Origin of the sequence: Azoarcus indigens, from assembly GCF_004361735.1 — a bacterium.
GTDB classification, from domain to species: domain Bacteria; phylum Pseudomonadota; class Gammaproteobacteria; order Burkholderiales; family Rhodocyclaceae; genus Azoarcus; species Azoarcus indigens.
This window is the reverse complement of the sequence record NZ_SNVV01000001.1, coordinates 269206-283184: the sequence shown is the minus strand read 5'-3', so window position 1 is coordinate 283184 and position 13979 is coordinate 269206. Positions and strand designations below refer to the sequence as shown.

Annotated in this window: 13 protein-coding genes; 6 read left to right on the top strand and 7 right to left on the bottom strand. The window is 68.4% G+C overall.

Going from position 1 to position 13979, the window contains the following annotated elements; translation table 11 throughout:
• Positions 1-63: 63 nt before the first annotated feature.
• A complete protein-coding gene (locus tag C7389_RS01330) occupies positions 64-357 on the bottom strand; it encodes an ArsR/SmtB family transcription factor (RefSeq protein ID WP_133587586.1) in 294 nt (97 codons plus the stop codon).
• Between the two features lie 389 nt (positions 358-746).
• Positions 747-1373, bottom strand: a complete 627-nt coding sequence (locus C7389_RS01325) for a flavin reductase family protein (RefSeq protein WP_133587584.1) — start codon at positions 1371-1373, stop codon at positions 747-749.
• A gap of 275 nt (positions 1374-1648) precedes the next feature.
• On the opposite strand from C7389_RS01325, the gene C7389_RS01320 reads away from it, so the two are divergent.
• Positions 1649-2908, top strand: coding sequence for an MFS transporter (locus C7389_RS01320; protein WP_133587582.1), 1260 nt, complete (start codon positions 1649-1651; stop codon positions 2906-2908).
• A gap of 20 nt (positions 2909-2928) precedes the next feature.
• Here the strand turns inward: C7389_RS01320 and C7389_RS01315 are convergent, their stop codons facing one another.
• Positions 2929-3819: a LysR family transcriptional regulator gene (locus C7389_RS01315; protein WP_133587580.1), complete on the bottom strand. Its 891-nt coding sequence runs from the start codon at positions 3817-3819 to the stop codon at positions 2929-2931.
• A gap of 124 nt (positions 3820-3943) precedes the next feature.
• On the opposite strand from C7389_RS01315, the gene dkgB reads away from it, so the two are divergent.
• On the top strand, positions 3944-4744 hold the full coding sequence (gene dkgB / locus C7389_RS01310) for a 2,5-didehydrogluconate reductase DkgB (protein ID WP_133587578.1): 801 nt from the start codon (positions 3944-3946) through the stop codon (positions 4742-4744).
• Between the two features lie 147 nt (positions 4745-4891).
• Here the strand turns inward: dkgB and C7389_RS01305 are convergent, their stop codons facing one another.
• The 4 genes from C7389_RS01305 to C7389_RS01290 all read right to left on the bottom strand — a co-directional run bounded on the left by C7389_RS01305 (position 4892) and on the right by C7389_RS01290 (position 7862).
• Positions 4892-5215 (bottom strand): class II glutamine amidotransferase, encoded by a 324-nt coding sequence (locus tag C7389_RS01305; RefSeq protein ID WP_133588177.1) that lies wholly within the window; start codon positions 5213-5215, stop codon positions 4892-4894.
• A gap of 226 nt (positions 5216-5441) precedes the next feature.
• The gene (locus C7389_RS01300; protein WP_133587576.1) at positions 5442-5621 is read right to left on the bottom strand and encodes a type II toxin-antitoxin system antitoxin; all 180 of its coding nucleotides are present in this window, start codon (positions 5619-5621) and stop codon (positions 5442-5444) included.
• Between the two features lie 75 nt (positions 5622-5696).
• A complete protein-coding gene (locus tag C7389_RS01295) occupies positions 5697-6560 on the bottom strand; it encodes an SPFH domain-containing protein (protein ID WP_133587574.1) in 864 nt (287 codons plus the stop codon).
• A 327-nt stretch (positions 6561-6887) separates the two neighbouring features.
• A complete protein-coding gene (locus C7389_RS01290; RefSeq protein WP_133587572.1) occupies positions 6888-7862 on the bottom strand; it encodes an ABC transporter substrate-binding protein in 975 nt (324 codons plus the stop codon).
• Positions 7863-8173: 311 nt separating this feature from the next.
• Here C7389_RS01290 and C7389_RS01285 point away from each other — a divergent pair, with 311 nt between their 5' ends.
• The 4 genes from C7389_RS01285 to C7389_RS01270 all read left to right on the top strand — a co-directional run bounded on the left by C7389_RS01285 (position 8174) and on the right by C7389_RS01270 (position 13841).
• Positions 8174-9097 carry a sulfurtransferase gene (locus C7389_RS01285; protein WP_133587570.1) on the top strand — a complete coding sequence of 308 codons (924 nt, stop codon included), beginning with the start codon at positions 8174-8176 and terminating at the stop codon, positions 9095-9097.
• Positions 9098-9726: 629 nt separating this feature from the next.
• Positions 9727-10842, top strand: a complete 1116-nt coding sequence (locus tag C7389_RS01280; protein ID WP_211168461.1) for a YeeE/YedE family protein — start codon at positions 9727-9729, stop codon at positions 10840-10842.
• Positions 10843-11068: 226 nt separating this feature from the next.
• The gene (locus tag C7389_RS01275; RefSeq protein WP_133587566.1) at positions 11069-11998 is read left to right on the top strand and encodes a family 2A encapsulin nanocompartment shell protein; all 930 of its coding nucleotides are present in this window, start codon (positions 11069-11071) and stop codon (positions 11996-11998) included.
• On the top strand, positions 11985-13841 hold the full coding sequence (locus tag C7389_RS01270) for a family 2A encapsulin nanocompartment cargo protein cysteine desulfurase (protein WP_133587564.1): 1857 nt from the start codon (positions 11985-11987) through the stop codon (positions 13839-13841). The genes C7389_RS01275 and C7389_RS01270 overlap by 14 nt, the downstream gene beginning before the upstream one ends.
• Positions 13842-13979: the final 138 nt, after the last annotated feature.

The following is a 13979-nucleotide window of genomic DNA, read 5'->3' as shown; positions in this document are numbered from 1 at the left end:
GCTGCCGGCTTGTGGCCCGCGGCGGGAGGGGGGCGGCGAGGGGCGGCTTTGTGTCTCTACCCCTCAGAGCTCCTGGCCGATGCGGCGCAGGAACTCGGCGATGGTGTCTTCGTTGCGCTTGTAGAACACCCACTGGCCGATGCGGCGGGTGGTGACCAGTTCCGCCCGCTGCAGCGTCGCCAGGTGGGCGGAAACGGTGGATTGGGAGAGGCCGCAGCGTTCGAACATACCGGCGCACACGCCCACTTCCAGCGGGTGCTCCTGCTCGGCGAAGTGCTTCTCCGGCTCCTTCAGCCACTGCAACAGTTCGCGCCGCACCGGGTGGGCGAGCGCCTTGATGATTTCGTCGATGTCCATGCTTGCTGATGTGGGTTTGCGCGTAGGAGGCCGGGCCGCAGCGGCTCTGGCTCATTCACGGGCGCAGATCATATCGGATTGGGGCGAAGTATATATCGGTTTTTTTAGATATGTATTGCGGTGCAAAAACGATGGAGGGGGAATGGGGGGGCGACCGATGGAGGAGGAGGTAGGGCGCGAAGCGCTGTACGGCGATGCTCTGCAGCGGTTGGGCGGCTGAGGTGGAGGGGCTGATGGTGTGCCGGGGGCGAGTCGCGGCGAGTGGCGTTCGGCAGTCTCAGGGTGAATGGCCGGGGCCGGGTATCGCCGCGGCGTTGCGCGTGGCGCTGGAGTGCTGCTGCATCGATCTCCGCCCGCCGTGTGTTGTGGCGGGGGGCGCCCTGCGGCGCTCAGCGCGGCCGGTAGAGATGGAACAGCGTGTCCTCGCTGATCTCGAAATAGTCCGCCGGACCGCCGCCGCGCAGCACCGGCCGGGCCTTGGCGGTGCGATAGACGCCGTCTTCCAGCAGGCTGCGGTCGATATGCACGCCGACCACCTGGCCCAGCACCAGCCAGCTCTCCAGTTCCGCGCCGGCGGTGTCCTGCAGGCGAACGATCTGCGTCAGCCGGCATTCGAAGGACACCGGGCTTTCCGCCACCCGCGGCACCGCGATTTCCCGCGAGGGCGCGGGCGTGAGGCCGGCGAGGGCGAATTCGTCCACCTCCGGCGCCACCGCGGCGCAGGTTTCGTTCATCGCCGGCGCCAGCGGCCGTGTCACCAGGTTCCAGCCGAACTGGCCGGTGCGTTCGATGTTGCGCAGGCTGTCCTTGCGGCCGAGGCTGGCGAAACCGACGATGGGCGGGATGTAGTTGAAGGCGTTGAAGAAGCTGTAGGGCGCGAGGTTGAGGCGGCCTTCTTCGTCCTGCGAGGAGATCCAGCCTATGGGGCGCGGGCCGACGATGGCATTGAAGGGATCGTGGGCGAGGCCGTGGCCATCGGCGGGGCGGTAGAAGTGGAAGTCCAATGGATTGTTCATGGCGTGGGGGAGGGCGCTGGGGTGGATGGGAAGATGGTTGGCGTGGTTGGGTTTGGCGGTGGGCTCTGGCTTCCGCCGATGTGCCTGCGGGTGTCCCCGGTGGTGGAGCAGACCGGGGCCAGGCCGCGATTTGCCTACAATGCTACCCCCGGCCGCCGGCCGGCGTGGTCTGGCGCAGTGCTTCCCACGCCCCGACGCGCCGGCTCGAAGGCGTAAATGAGACGCCAGCGCCCCCTGGCTGTCGGCCTCTCCAAACAACAACAAGCGGATCCCCCATGACTTCTCCTTCCGACTCCCCCGCCACGCCGTCTACGCCGGCGTGGGTCACCGTGCTGCTGGCTTTCGCCTGCGGCGCCATCGTCGCCAACCTCTACTACAGCCAGCCGCTGATCAAGCTGATCGCGGCGGATACGCAAATGCCGTTGTCCGCCGCCGGCGTGCTGGTCACCCTGAGCCAGATCGGCTACGGCCTTGGCCTGTTGCTGCTGGTGCCGCTGGGCGACCTGGTAGAAGCGCGCAAACTGGTTGCTGCGCTGATGGGGCTGGCGACCTTGGCGCTGGTGAATGCCGCGTTGGCGGAGAACGCCACCGTGTTTCTCGCCTCTGCCTTCGCCATCGGCCTCGGCAGCGTCGCCGCCCAGGTGCTGGTGCCTTTCGCCGCCCAACTGGCGGCGCCGGCACAGCGCGGCAAGGCGGTGGGGCAGGTGATGAGCGGGCTGCTGTTCGGCATCCTGCTCGCCCGTCCGCTGGCCAGCCTGCTGTCCACCACCGGCCACTGGCAGACGGTGTTCTGGCTGTCGGCGGTGCTGATGGGCGGGCTGGCGCTGGTGCTGCTGAAGTACCTGCCGGCACGGCGGGCGGCGCTGAGCACACAGGGCGGCCAGGCGGATGCCTCGCCGGCGGTCCGCTATGCGCGCTTGCTAGCTTCCCTGTGGCCCTTGCTGCGCAACACGCCGCTGCTGCAGCGGCGGGCTGCTTACCAGGCCGGCATGTTCGGCGCCTTCTCGCTGTTCTGGACGGCCGCACCGCTGCTGCTCGCCAGCCCGGCTTACGGCTTCGGCCAGCAGGGCATCGCGCTGTTCGCGCTGGTGGGCGCGGCCGGTGCCTTCGCCGCGCCGGTGGTGGGCCGGCTGGCGGATCGCGGTTATACGCGCGGATTGACCGCCGCCGGGTTGACGCTGGGCGCGTTGTCCTTCGCCGTCGGGCTGCTGGCGGAGCCGGGCGGCGCGCTGGGCCTGATCGCGCTGGTGGTGGCGGCGCTGGTGCTGGACGCGATGGTGGCGGTCACCCTGATCACCGGCCAGCGCGGAATCTACAGCTTGGGCGACGCCATCCGCAGCCGCCTCAACGGCCTCTTCATGTCCCTGTTCTTCATGGGCGGCGCGTTGGGTTCGGCGCTGGGCGGCTGGGCCTGGGCGCATGGCGGGTGGATGCGGGTGTGCTGGGTGGGCGGCCTGTTTCCCTGCGTGGCGTTGCTGGTGTTCCTGCTGTTCGACCGCCCGGGCGCGCGGGCGCAGACCCAGGCCACGCGCTGAGCCAGGCCGGCGATGGCGGCTCACTGCGCCCGCATCTGCCCGGCGACGAAATCCAGGAAGCAGGCGATGCGGGCCGCCAGCTGGGTGTTGCGGTAGTACACCGCGTTGATGGGCTGGCGCATGTCCAGCGTTTCGGCGGCAAGCAGCTCCACCAGCCGGCCCTCGGCGCGGTCGGCGGCGGTCATGAAGTCCGCCAGGCAAACGATGCCTTCGCCGGCCAGCGCGAGTTGGCGCAGGGTTTCGCCGCTGGAGGCGGAAACGGCGGGGCGGACCTGCAGTTCCTCGCCGCCGACATCGCGCAGCGGCCAGCGGTTCAGCGTTTCCGGCTGGCTGAAGCCGAGCAGGCTGTGGCCGCGCAGCCCGGCGACGCTCACCGGGGTGCCATGCCGCGCCAGATAGCTGGGGCTGGCCAGTATCCGCAGGCGGCTGGCGCCCAGCGGGCGGGCGTGCAGGGTGGAGTCGCGCAGCGGGCCGATGCGGATGGCGAGGTCGGTGCGCTGCTCGAGCAGGTCGATGATCTGGTCGTTGCTGTTCAGCTCCAGCTCGATCTCCGGGTACTGGCGGCGGAACTCTCCGACCAGGGGCGCGATCACGTGCAGCATGAAGGGCGCCGCCGCATTCACCCGCAGCCGTCCGGCGGGGCGCTGGCGGCGCAGCGCCATCTGGTCTTCGGCGGCATCAACCGCGGCGAGGATGCCGCGGGCGTGGGTGAGGAAGGCCAGCCCTTCCTCGGTGAGTTCCAGCCGCCGGGTGGTCCGCCGCAGCAGGGTGGTGTCCAGCTTCTCCTCCAGCCGCGACAGCGCCCGGCTGGTGCCGGACACCGTCTGCCCAAGCTGCTCGGCGGCGGCGGTGATGGAGCCGCTATCCACCACGGTGACGAAGGCGAGCAGTTCTTCCAGCGTGGTTTTCATCGTTTCGAGGCGGCATTGTTGCGGCAATCGCAAAGGTCTTGTGAGTGTGGCCCGGTTTTTCCGCAAAGGTAAAGCGGCCACACTCTGCGTTCTCCAACAACGTTTCTGACACAGGAGCCCCCACATGCAGATTCCCGCCTTCGGCCTCGGCACCTTCCGCCTCAAGGGCCAGCAAGTCCTGGATGCCGTCAGCAACGGCCTCGCCCTCGGCTATCGCCATGTGGATACCGCGCAGATCTACGGCAACGAAGCCGAGGTCGGCCAGGCCATCGCCGACAGCGGCGTGCCGCGCGGCGAACTCTTCGTCACCACCAAGATCTGGACCGATTCCTTCGCCGGCGACAAGCTCATCCCCAGCCTCAAGGAAAGCCTGCGCAAGCTGCGCCTGGAGCAGGTGGATCTCACCCTGATCCACTGGCCCTCGCCGGGCGACGCGCTGCCGGTGGCGGAATACCTCGGCGCGCTGGCCGAAGCCAGGGCGCAGGGCCTCACCGCTGCGCTCGGCGTGTCCAACTTCACCATCGCCCACCTGCAGCAGGCCATCGCCGCCGTGGGCGCAGCCGAGATCGCCACCAACCAGATCGAGATCCACCCCTTCCTGCAGAACCGCAAGGTGGCGGCCTTCTGCCGCGAGCACGGCATTCACCTCACCGCCTATATGCCGCTCGCCTACGGCAAGGTGATGCAGGAGCCGGTGATCCAGCGCATTGCCGACGCCCACGGCGCCAGCCCGGCACAGGTCGCGCTGGCCTGGGGCCTGCAGCAGGGCTACGCGGTGATCCCGTCCTCCACCAAGCGCGAGAACCTCGCCGCCAACCTCAAGGCGCAGGCCTTGAAGCTGAGCGAGGCGGAAATGGCGGAGATCGCCAAGCTGGATCGCAACGAGCGCATTGCAAGCCCGGATTTCGCGCCGAAGTGGGATTGAGGGTAGAGCCGGACTGCGACTGAAAAGTGCAGGCATGGCAGCCGGGATGAGTCGAGGCAGTCATGCCTGGGCAAGGACTGCGTTCAGAACAGGCTCCACCACGGTTCTGGTCCCAGCTCATTCAGGAATTCCTCAATGGCTTTCAACTCAATAGCGATTTCCTGCTGACGCTGGTGGATAGCGCCTCTTTCGTTGAATTCGGGGAAGTAGGCCGACCGCGCCCTGGGTGGCCTTGCGGATGTGGGCGAGGATATTGCACGAGCGCAGGCTGCGGTCGCGGGCCAGCTCGGCGGCGGGAGAGCGGGCGGAAGGGCGGTGGTCGCGGAACACCCGCGCACCGCCGTCGCAGAAATAGCCCAGGCCCCAGCCGTCGGCGTGCTCGTCGGTCTCGCCGCCGCGGCGCACGAAGCCTTCGAGCGAGAAGTGCAGGCTGGCGGGTTTATTGCAATTCATGCCGAGGAGCTGGCACATAGCGTTGTTCACGGGAGCCGGGACGTCGCCATGGTGGCGCGCCGCCTGCCGGTGGCAAACCAAGAAATCGTGGATTGGATATCGCTGGGAGTAATACCGGGTTGGGGGCTGGAGGGCGCTGCGGGGCTCGGGGCGAAAGGCGCGCCGCCGGCCTGCACATGGCGGCGCGCCGCCGCCGTCGCCATGCTGCTCTGGTCCGGCTTCACCTCCGGGCTCTTTCGCCGGCTCATTCCTTCTCCTCCTTGTTCTCTTCCGGCCGCGGCAGGCGCCCGGCCTTGCGCAGGGCGTCGCGCAGCACGTATTCGATCTGGGCGTTGAGCGAGCGCAGTTCGTCGTCCGACCACTGCTGCATCGCTTCCAGGATGCGGGCGTTGATGCGCAGGGGATAGGCCTTCTTCTCGCTCATCGGCATGTTTCCGGCAGACGACGGGGCGGGCAACAGGGCGGGCGGCCGCGCCGGCCGGCGCGGTCGGTCCGCATATCAGTACAGGCTGCCGGCGTTCACCACCGGCTGGGTGCCGCGGTCGCCGCACAGCACCACCAGCAGATTGCTCACCATGTGGGCCTTGCGCTCCTCGTCCAGCACCACCGTACCGCTCTTCTGCAGCTCGGCCAGGGCCATTTCCACCATGCCGACGGCACCGGCGACAATGTGGCTGCGCGCAGCCACCACCGCCGCCGCCTGCTGACGCTGCAGCATGGCCTGGGCGATCTCCGGCGCATAGGCGAGGTGGCTGATGCGGGCCTCGATCACCTCCACGCCGGCGCGGCCGAGGCGCTCGGCGATCTGCTCCTGCAGGTTCTGCGAGACTTCCTGCGGATGGCTGCGCAGCGAGACCTTGCCGTCTTCATGCTGGTCGTAGGGGTGGGCGGAGGCCATCGCCCGCAGCGCGGACTCCGACTGGATCTGCACGAAGCTCTCGTAGTTGTCCACGTTGTACACCGCCTCCGCCGAGTCGGCGACCTGCCAGACGATGACGGCGGCGATCTCGATCGGGTTGCCGTCGAGGTCGTTCACCTTGAGCTTGCCGCTTTCGAAGTTGCGTACCCGCAGGCTCACCTTCTTCTTGGCGAACAACGGATTGCTCCAGTTCAGGCCCTCATTCCGCACGCTGCCCACATAGCGCCCGAACAGGCTGAGCACCGCAGCCTGGTTGGGTTCGACCTTGTACAGGCCGGTAAGGCCGAAAATGCTGAGGGGAACCAGGCCCAGCGCGGGCAGGACCAGCACCCCGCGGTGGCCGGCCGCCGCTTGCGCGATGAGCCAGAGGCCCGTCAGCAACAGCACGATGAGCACCAGCAGAACGGGAATGCCGGACAGGGAGCGAGCGTCGGTTTCTTTCATGGCCTTTCCTTGAAGTGTAGTGTGAACGATATCAAATTGATATCGTCCGTCAAGGAAGGGATGGCGTCGGGCGAGAAGGAAAGAGGCGTGGGACTGCAGCGTTGCCGCCCGCAGGGGGAGCTGTGGGGGCCGCCTCGCGGAACGCTGCCCATTCCTGAAGCACTGGCTCTGTGGCCTGCCGCTGCGCGTTGCGGTGGGCGAGCAGGACCCGGTGCCATCCGTGCCCCGTCAAGGATGCGGGGTGGGCACTTTGCCGTTCCTGGTTGGACGAAGCCTTGCAGCGCTCCGCGGCCCGCGATCCGGAACCCGGCTGCAGAACCACCAGGCTCAAGGTGCCAGCGCGGCCCCGAAGCTGCGGTCCACCACCTTGTCGATATCGAGCGGGGTCGCGATGGCGCCGGACTTGTGCAGGAAGTCGGCGGTGTCGCGCAGGTCGGCCACCGCGGAGTCGTTCACCGGCTCGATCACCATGCGCGCGGTGGCGAACCAGTGCTGCACCGTTTCCGGTTCCAGCTTGGCGGTGCGGGCCCAGCGCGTGGCGTAGTCTTCCTGGTGGGTGTTCACCCACTCCCGCGCGCGTTTCACCCGCAGCAGGAAGTCGGCGATGGCCTCGCGCTTGGTCTTGGCCGAGTCGGCGTTGGCGGCGATGGTGCTGATGGCCGGCATCAGCCCCTTGGCGGTGAGCAGCGGGCGCGCCTGGCCGCTGACGACCAACTGGGAGATGTAAGGCTCCCACACCGGGAAGGCGTCGATCTTGCCGCCCTGCAGCGCGGCGCTGGCGTCTATCGGCATCACCTTCACCAACTCCACGTACTCCTGCGGCAGGCCCTGTTTTTCCAGCGCGCGGTAGACCAGCTGCTGGCTCCATGCGCCCGGCCAGATCGCCACCTTGCGGCCCTTGAGGTCGACCAGGGTCTTGTAGGGCGAGTCCTTGGCCACCAGCAGGGCTACGCCGTCCTGGTTCTGGCGCGACACGCCTACCACCTTCACCGGCGCGCCCTTGGCGGCGAGGAAGAGCAGGCCGGAGTCGCCGAGGAAACCGAGGTCCAGCGCGGCGGAGTCCAGCGCCTCGGCGATGGGCGCGGCGGCCTGGAAATGCTTCCACTCGACGCGGTAGCCGGCGCCCTCCAGCGCATTGGCGGCCTCTACCGAGGCGCGGATGTTGTAGTAGTTCTGGTCGCCCACCCGCAGCACCACCTGCCCGGCGGCGAAGGCCGGCGCGGCGGAAAGCGCGGGCAGCAGGGCGAGGGCGGACAGCAGCAGGCGGGTGGCGCGGCGGCGCAGGGCATTGATCGTCTTCATCGTCTCGTTGTCTGGCTTTGTTCTGGATTGGGGGAAGCGCTGCAGGCGTCCATGCAGGATGCGTGGCGGCCGGTGCAGGCCCGGCTGCGGGTGGAGAGCCTCTCCATTCCTGCTCCGGCGCGCCATCCTAGACAGAAAGCCCGCACCGCCTTCTGGCAAATCCTGCTAAGCAAATCAGCTGCTTGCGCATTCAGCATCCGTTCAGTCCGGCTTCAGCGCATGTGATTTCGATATCTGATTTCCTTGGTTCCGCTCGGCTGTCCGCCTTGGGCAAAGTGCGGCTTCCGAAAATATCGAGTGGAGTCTGGGAGATGAGAAGCGTGAGGAAGTTGCTGGCCGCGGGTGCGCTGGTGCTGGCCGGTCTGCAGGCTGTCCTGGCGGCGCCGGCGGATGTGCTGGTCTCCACCGAATGGCTGGAGAAGAACCTGAACGATCCCAAGCTCAGGATCATCGAGGTCAGCGTGAACCCCGGCGTGTACGAGCGCGGCCATGTGCCGGGCGCGGTGAATTTCAGCTGGCATACCGATCTGGTCGATCCGGTGCGCCGCGACATCGTCGGCAAGGAAAACTTCGAGAAGCTGCTGCGCACCGCCGGTGTGTCCACCGATTCCACCGTGATCCTCTACGGCGATACCAACAACTGGTTCGCCGCCTGGGGCGTGTGGGTGTTCGATGTGTATGGCATCAAGAACGTGAAGCTGCTGGATGGCGGCCGCAAGAAGTGGGAAGCGGAAAACCGCCCGCTGGCGGCGGTGGCCAAGGCGCCGGTGCCGGGCAATGTGCGGGTGGTGGAGGTGAACGACAAGCTGCGCGCCCGCTTGCCGGACGTGCTGGCCGCCGCCGAGAAGCGCAGCGACGTGGCGCTGGTGGACATCCGCTCCGCCGACGAATACCAGGGCAAGATCTTCGCCCCGGCCGGGGTGCAGGAACTGGCGATCCGCGCCGGCCACGTGCCCGGCGCGGTGAACGTGCCCTGGGGCGAGGCGGTGGCCGCCGACGGCACCTTCAAGCCGGTGGAAGAGCTGCGCAAGGTCTACGCCGCCAAGGGCATAGATGGCAGCAAGCCCATCATCACCTACTGCCGCATCGGCGAGCGCTCCAGCCACACCTGGTTCGCGCTGACCAAGCTGCTGGGCTATGAGGTGCGCAACTACGATGGTTCCTGGACCGAGTACGGCAATGCTGTTGGCGTGCCGGTGACCAATCTGGCGGGGACGGTCTGGGGCGGGAAGTAAGCCCTCGGGGAGCGGAGCGGGGCGCAAGCCTTTTGCAGCTTCGGATGACTTCGAGGCCTGCAGAAGTGCTAGCCCGGCAAGCCCGCACCGCCGTGCTCCTCCCCTCGCTCCGCGCCCCGGCCCTGTGGCCTGCCAGTCACAGGGCGTTCCGGCGGGCGCGCTTTTTCCGCCTACACCCTGCGAGGGGAGAGAGGAGAAGGACGCTGCCATTTGAACTGTCTTGACGTTAGCCCCTGCTCCCGGATTCCCCCGGTTCAGTCTCCACGTCCCGTACGTGAATCCGTGCGTGCATTCGGCGGTGCTCCGGCACCGCCATTTTTTTGCGCCGCTCCATGGCGCTGGGCAGGCGAAACGCGGTTGCATGCCGTGTCGCCCATAGGCCTATGCCGCACCGGGCGGCGGCCTGCGGTTCTCGGCTGGAGCTGGCGCGGGGGCCCCCTTTTCACCTTTGCCACTGCTGAAACGCCGAGTGTGGCAGGGAAAGCACGGCGCGGACCGGCGGCAGCCGCGCAATGCGCCTGCTGTCGTTGCCCAGCCGAACACCCCAGCCGCATTTCATTTCCTCTTTCCAAGACATGACGACTCTTCCCCTTTTCACCCTCCCGCCGTGGCGCGCGGTTCTGCCTGCGGTGCTTGTCGTAGCTGTGGCGCTGTTGCTTGCAGGCCAGTTGTCCGAGGTGCCGGGCGAGGGCCGCGAGCTGGCGCTGTCGGTGCTGCTGGGCGCGGCCTTCGGTGTCGTGCTGCAGCGCTCGCGTTTCTGCTTCTACTGCGTCAGCCGGGATTTCTTCGAGCAGCGGGACGCCCGCGGCCTGCTCGGCATCCTGGCCGCGCTGGCGGTGGGCACGCTGGGCTATCACCTGCTGTTCGGCGCCTTCCTGCCGGTGCCGGCGCCGGGGCGGCTGCCGCCCGGGGCGCACATCGGCCCGGTGAGCTGGGTGCTGGTGGCCGGCGCGGCCAGCTTCGGCCTGGGCATGGCGCTGTCCGGCTCCTGCATCAGCGCGCATCTGTACCGGCTGGGCGAGGGTTCGCTGGCCTCGCCGGTGGCGCTGCTGGGGGCGGGCGCGGGTTTCGTGCTCGGCTTCCTCAGTTGGAATTTCCTCTACCTCTCCAGCCTGCAGGAGGCGCCGGTGCTGTGGCTGCCTCACGCGCTGGGCTATGCCGGCTCGGCGGCCTTGCAGGTGGCGGTGCTGGGCGGGCTCGCTTTCTGGCTGGCGCGGCGGCATCGAGCTGGTGAAACAGGAGGCGCTGCCGGTCGGCGGCCGCGCTGGGCGGCGCATGTGGGCGGGCTGATGGTCGGCTTCATCGCGGTGCTGGCCTATTTCCGCGTCGGCCCGCTGGGGGTGACGGCGGAGCTGGGCAGCCTGGCGCGGACTGCGGCCAGCGGCGCCAGCTGGTTTCCGGCGCGACTGGAAGGGCTGGACAGCTTCGCCGGCTGCGCCACCACGGTGAAGGAAACGTTGTGGTCGGCCAACGGTGCCTTCGTCGTCGCCCTAGTGCTGGGCGCGCTGGCGGCGGCGCTGTATGCCGGCGATTTCCGCCCGCGCCTGCCCGGCGTGGGCGAGCTGGCGCGGGCGCTGTGCGGTGGCGTGCTGATGGGCTGGGGCGCGATGGTGGCGCTGGGCTGCACCGTGGGCACGCTGCTCTCCGGGGTGATGGCGGCGGCATTGTCCGGCTGGGTGTTCGGCGCGGTGGTGTTCGCCTTCACCTGGCTGGGTTGGCGCCTGCGCCGGCGGGCAGGGTGGTAGTGCACCGTCATTGTCTGCCGCCCCCGGGATTCCATTGCAGCGGCGGATTGCGATTGCCGGGCGATGATTTTTCCGTTCTCACGGATATTCCTCTCGAATGGAAGAAAAATCGATATGAAACAAACAGCTAAGCAATTCTCTTTTGATGGAATAAGCATAGCCTGAGGGCGTACAGCGCTTTTCCAATCCGAGTTCAAACCGAGCAAATCGAAGGGAGCAAGCAGAGATGGCCCAGGAGTCCTACGTACATACCGCGCTTGGCGATGTCGCCGCGCGCCAGCTGGCGAATGCGACCAAGACGGTGCCGCAGATGTCCAGCATCACCCCACGCTGGCTCACGCATCTGCTGAGCTGGCTGCCGGTGGAAGCCGGCATCTACCGCCTGAACAAGGTGAAGGACGCCAACCAGGTGACGGTGGACTGCTCCGGCCGTGACGAGCGCGAGCTGCCGCAGACCTTCGTGGACTACGAGGAGAATCCGCGCGAATACATGCTGTCGGCGGTGAATACCGTGCTCGACGTGCATACCCGCGTCTCCGATCTCTACAGCAGCCCGCACAACCAGATCGGCGAACAGCTGCGGCTGACCATAGAGACGATCAAGGAGCGCCAGGAAAGCGAGCTGATCAACAACAAGGAATACGGCCTGCTCGCCAATGTGCATCCGGACCAGCGCATCGCGCCGCTGACCGGCGCGCCGACGCCGGACGACCTGGACGAACTGCTGACCAAGGTGTGGAAGGAGCCGGGCTTCTTCCTCGCCCACCCGCGCACCATCGCCGCCTTCGGCCGCGAATGCACCCGCCGTGGCGTGCCGCCGCCGACGGTGTCGCTGTTCGGTTCCCAGTTCATCACCTGGCGCGGCGTGCCGCTGATCCCGTCGGACAAGGTGACGATAGAGGATGGCAAGTCCAGCATCCTGCTGCTGCGCACCGGCGAGAGCCGCCAGGGCGTGGTCGGCCTCTACCAGCCCAACCTGCCGGGTGAGCAGAGCCCTGGCCTGTCGGTGCGCTTCATGGGCATCAACGACCGCGCCATCGCCTCCTACCTGGTGTCGCTTTACTGCTCGCTGGCGGTACTGACCGACGACGCGCTGGCGGTGCTGGAGGGGGTGGAAGTGGACAAGTACCACGAGTACAAGAATGAGTACCGCTGAGCGGCCGTCTCCGGGCCTGACGGGCTTGCCCGACGCCGCCGAGCTGACCCGGCTGGCGAACGCCTTCTTCGCCGCGCTGCCGGGCGGCGCTTCGCCGCAGGCGGCGGTCGGCGGGTTGCCCGCGGGCTTGCCGTTCGGCGCTCCGACGTCCGCCGCGGCGCTGACGCCGGACGCCCCCGGACCGCTGCCGGCGGTGCCGGGAGCGCTGGGCCTGGCGCAAGGGCAGGGCGCCCGCGCGGCGGCGGCGCCTGCGGCGGTTCCGTCGGGCGGCGTTCCGTCGGGCGGTGTTCCGTCGGGCGGTGTTCCGTCGGGTGGCGCTTCGCTGGGCGGCATACCGCCTAGCGTTTCCCCGCAGATCCCGGCGATTCCTCAGGTTCCGTCCAGCCTGGACACCGCCCGCGGCTACCCCGGCGTGGCCGACCCCACCGCCTTCGGCCTGCCCGGCGAGCACGAACTGGCCGGCTTGCTCGCGCCTCGCCACGGCCCGGCCCAGCTCGCGCCCAGTGCGGCCGCGCCGGCCTATTACTTCCTCGATGAGCGTCGCCCCGGCGGCGGCGGCATCCGCGTGCCCGGCCATCAGCACGACGCGCTGCAGGCGGTGCCGCTGAGCGCGCGGCCGGCGCTGGATGTGAACCTCGTGCGGCGGGATTTCCCCATCCTCGCCGAGCGGGTGAACGGCCGTCAGCTCATCTGGCTGGACAACGCCGCCACCACCCAGAAGCCGCAGGCGGTGATGGACCGCATCGCCCGCTTCTACCGGCACGAGAACTCCAACATCCACCGCGCCGCGCACGAACTGGCGGCGCGCGCCACCGATGCCTACGAGGCCGCGCGGGAAAAGGTGCGCGCCTTCCTCGGCGCCCGCTCCACCAACGAGGTGGTGTTCGTGCGCGGCGCCACCGAGGCCATCAACCTGGTGGCGCAGAGCTGGGGCCGGGCGAATATCGGCAAGGATGACGAGATCATCGTCAGCCACCTGGAGCACCACGCCAACATCGTTCCCTGGCAGCGGCTGTGCGCGGAGAAGGGTGCCAAACTGCGGGTGATCCCGGTGGATGACTGCGGCCAGGTGCTGCTGGAGGAATACGGCAAGCTGCTCGGGCCCCGGACCAGGCTGGTGAGCTTCACCCAGGTGTCCAACGCGCTGGGCACCGTCACCCCGGCCCGGCGCATCGTCGAAATGGCCCATGCGGCCGGCGCCACCGTGCTGGTGGATGGCGCCCAGTCGGTGTCGCACATGGCGGTGGACGTGCAGGCGCTGGATGCGGACTTCTTCGTCTTCTCCGGCCACAAGGTGTTCGGCCCCACCGGCATCGGCGTGGTCTATGGCAAGGAGGCGCTGCTCAACGACATGCCGCCGTGGCAGGGCGGCGGCAACATGATCCGCGACGTCACCTTCGAGCGCATCGACTACCACCCGGCACCCAACCGCTTCGAAGCCGGCACCGGCAACATCGCCGACGCCGTCGGCCTGGGCGCGGCCATCGACTACGTGAGCGCGCTGGGCATGGACAACATCGCCCGCTACGAGCACGAGCTGCTGGCCTATGCCACCCGCCTGCTGCAGGAGGTGCCCGGCTTGCGCCTGGTGGGCACCGCCGCCGACAAGGCCAGCGTGCTGTCCTTCACCCTGGACGGCTACCAGACCGAGGAGGTGGGCGCGGCGCTGAACCAGGAAGGCATCGCGGTGCGCTCCGGCCACCACTGCGCCCAGCCCATCCTGCGCCGCTTCGGCCTGGAAGCCACGGTGCGGCCCTCGCTGGCCTTCTACAACACCTGCGCCGAGGTGGACGTGCTGGCCGCCGCGCTGTGGCGGCTGGCGGGCAGCCGGCGCATCTACTGAGCGCCGCCGCGCGGCTTGCGGCTGCCGGGCTGCCGGCGCCGGGTGCAGCTCGCCCTGCGCCGGCTTTTTACTTCCCCTGCACTCCAAGCCCGGTGTTTTGCCAGGCTGCGCAGAGAAAATGATGTTTATCAGGGTCTT

Coding starts and splice junctions, on each gene's coding strand:
- C7389_RS01295 (WP_133587574.1), bottom strand. CDS start 6,560: ATGAAAGAAACCGACGCTCGCTCCCTGTCCGGCATTCCCGTTCTGCTG.
- C7389_RS01315 (WP_133587580.1), bottom strand. CDS start 3,819: ATGAAAACCACGCTGGAAGAACTGCTCGCCTTCGTCACCGTGGTGGAT.
- C7389_RS01290 (WP_133587572.1), bottom strand. CDS start 7,862: ATGAAGACGATCAATGCCCTGCGCCGCCGCGCCACCCGCCTGCTGCTG.
- C7389_RS01275 (WP_133587566.1), top strand. CDS start 11,069: ATGGCCCAGGAGTCCTACGTACATACCGCGCTTGGCGATGTCGCCGCG.
- C7389_RS01285 (WP_133587570.1), top strand. CDS start 8,174: ATGAGAAGCGTGAGGAAGTTGCTGGCCGCGGGTGCGCTGGTGCTGGCC.
- C7389_RS01325 (WP_133587584.1), bottom strand. CDS start 1,373: ATGAACAATCCATTGGACTTCCACTTCTACCGCCCCGCCGATGGCCAC.
- dkgB (WP_133587578.1), top strand. CDS start 3,944: ATGCAGATTCCCGCCTTCGGCCTCGGCACCTTCCGCCTCAAGGGCCAG.
- C7389_RS01330 (WP_133587586.1), bottom strand. CDS start 357: ATGGACATCGACGAAATCATCAAGGCGCTCGCCCACCCGGTGCGGCGC.
- C7389_RS01305 (WP_133588177.1), bottom strand. CDS start 5,215: ATGTGCCAGCTCCTCGGCATGAATTGCAATAAACCCGCCAGCCTGCAC.
- C7389_RS01270 (WP_133587564.1), top strand. CDS start 11,985: ATGAGTACCGCTGAGCGGCCGTCTCCGGGCCTGACGGGCTTGCCCGAC.
- C7389_RS01300 (WP_133587576.1), bottom strand. CDS start 5,621: ATGAGCGAGAAGAAGGCCTATCCCCTGCGCATCAACGCCCGCATCCTG.
- C7389_RS01320 (WP_133587582.1), top strand. CDS start 1,649: ATGACTTCTCCTTCCGACTCCCCCGCCACGCCGTCTACGCCGGCGTGG.